Origin of the sequence: Streptomyces boncukensis (genome assembly GCF_011045075.1) — a bacterium.
Classification (GTDB): Bacteria; Actinomycetota; Actinomycetes; order Streptomycetales; family Streptomycetaceae; genus Streptomyces; species Streptomyces boncukensis.
On sequence record NZ_JAAKZZ010000920.1, the window covers coordinates 1 to 1,580 of the forward strand.

Annotated in this window: 2 protein-coding genes and 1 pseudogene; all 3 read right to left on the minus strand. The window is 69.6% G+C overall.

What is annotated here, in order from left to right; all coding sequences use genetic code 11:
* On the minus strand, positions 1-918 hold a 918-nt coding region (locus tag G5C65_RS36995; protein ID WP_165303416.1), incomplete at its 3' end, for a putative T7SS-secreted protein.
* Positions 905-1,336: a hypothetical protein gene (locus tag G5C65_RS37000; protein WP_165303417.1), complete on the minus strand. Its 432-nt coding sequence runs from the start codon at positions 1,334-1,336 to the stop codon at positions 905-907. The genes G5C65_RS36995 and G5C65_RS37000, both read right to left, overlap by 14 nt.
* Positions 1,337-1,456: 120 nt before the next feature.
* Positions 1,457-1,580 (minus strand): annotated as a pseudogene (locus tag G5C65_RS37005) (IS481 family transposase); the annotation flags it as partial.

Below are 1,580 nucleotides of genomic sequence, written 5' to 3' on the forward strand. Positions count from 1 at the left end.
CACCTGATGCTCCGCATTCAGCAGCCAGCCCTTCCCCCCGCTCTTCAGCTGCGCCGCATAGGACGGCTTGGGCGGCGCCGCATCCCGCGCCGCCTCCACCGCCCCCTTCGCCGCCCGCGCCGCCGCATCCCGCTGACGCCGCGCCTCCTCCAGCGTCTCCCGCGCCTCCCGCATCGCCGCCGCACCCGGATCCTCCGCCGGAGGACGATCCGGCAGCGACCCCGGCTTACGGTCCTTGGCCGGGAGGTCGTTGTAGGCATCGACCGCATCGTTGTAGAACGTCACCGCCCGGCCATGCGCCGCAGAGGCCGCCTTGCCCTCCTTATACGCGCGCACGCACTCCCCGGCCTGGCCCCGGGCCCACTCCACCGTGCCCGCGAAATCCTCCAGCGCCCCCGCGGCCCTCTCACACGCGTCCGCCGCCTTCGACCACCGGGCCGGCTGCACCTGCGCCTTCTCCCGGAACGCCTCGGCCGCAGCCCCCTTCAAATGCCGCGAATCCAGCCGCCGCAGACCCCGGCCCACCCCGTTGAACGCCTTCGCGAAATCCTTCAGATGCCGCGCCGTCGACCGCAGCTTGGACGGGCTGCCATGGATCAGGTCCTTCGCCGACTCCGTCTCCTCCAGATCGCGTTCGGGGACATCACCGCCGGTGTGGTTGTTGACACCCTCACCGAAACGCCGCGTCAGCCCCGCCGCCTTGTGCAGACCCCAGTCGTCGAGTTGGCCCGCGGCCGCATCCGTGCCCTTGCGGAAGGCGGTGCCGCCGCGCTCCGCCAAACCCTCCAGCCGGTCCTCGACCGGATCGGGAGTGATGTCCTTGAACGTGTCGATCCCGCCGTCGGCCAGCTTGCCGACACCGTCCTTCGCCTTGTTCAGACCACCCTTGACCGCCCCGCCGATATCACCGAGACCCATTGTTTCCCCAGCCCCACACCGCGTCGCCCAGGTCGCCCTTGTTGAGGTCCTCCTCGGTCTGGTGCGGGTTGCTCACCGGTGAGACGGCCTGGGCGAGGCCCTTGAGCTTGGCGGAGCGGTAGCGGTCCTCCTCCCAGTTCATACCGGCCGAGAGGCCGAGGGCCTGCGCGATGCCGTCGGCGTCGGCCATCAGGCCGCGTACGCCCCACTCCCACTTCTCGCAGAAGTCCTCGAAGGCGTCGGCCAGTCCCTTGTGGCCGACTTCCTTCTTCGTCATCGCCATCTCGTCGAAGCCGCTGCCCTTCGCGGCGTCGGTGTCGGTGCCGATCTCGCGCAGCTCGTCGAGGGCGGCCGTAATCCCCTTCGTGAGCTGGTTGACGGTGTCCTTGCCGACCTGGAGATCTCCGTCGTCGCCCACGGTGCGGTCCCTCGCCCTTTCCCACGCTTTCCCACGCTTCGAATCTGTGCGCGACCACCGTATCCGTGCGCTATGCGGAGATCGCAGGGCGTATCCGGCCACCGTCGAGAGGGAACCGCCCTAGGTGTATTGCCCTGTGAGGTTGGGGACGCGGCTGGCGGGTGGTTTGCCTGCGAGCGCGGTGTGTCCGCGGTGGTGATTGTAGGAGTGCAGCCAGCGGGGGAACGCGTCGCGTCGTTCCTGC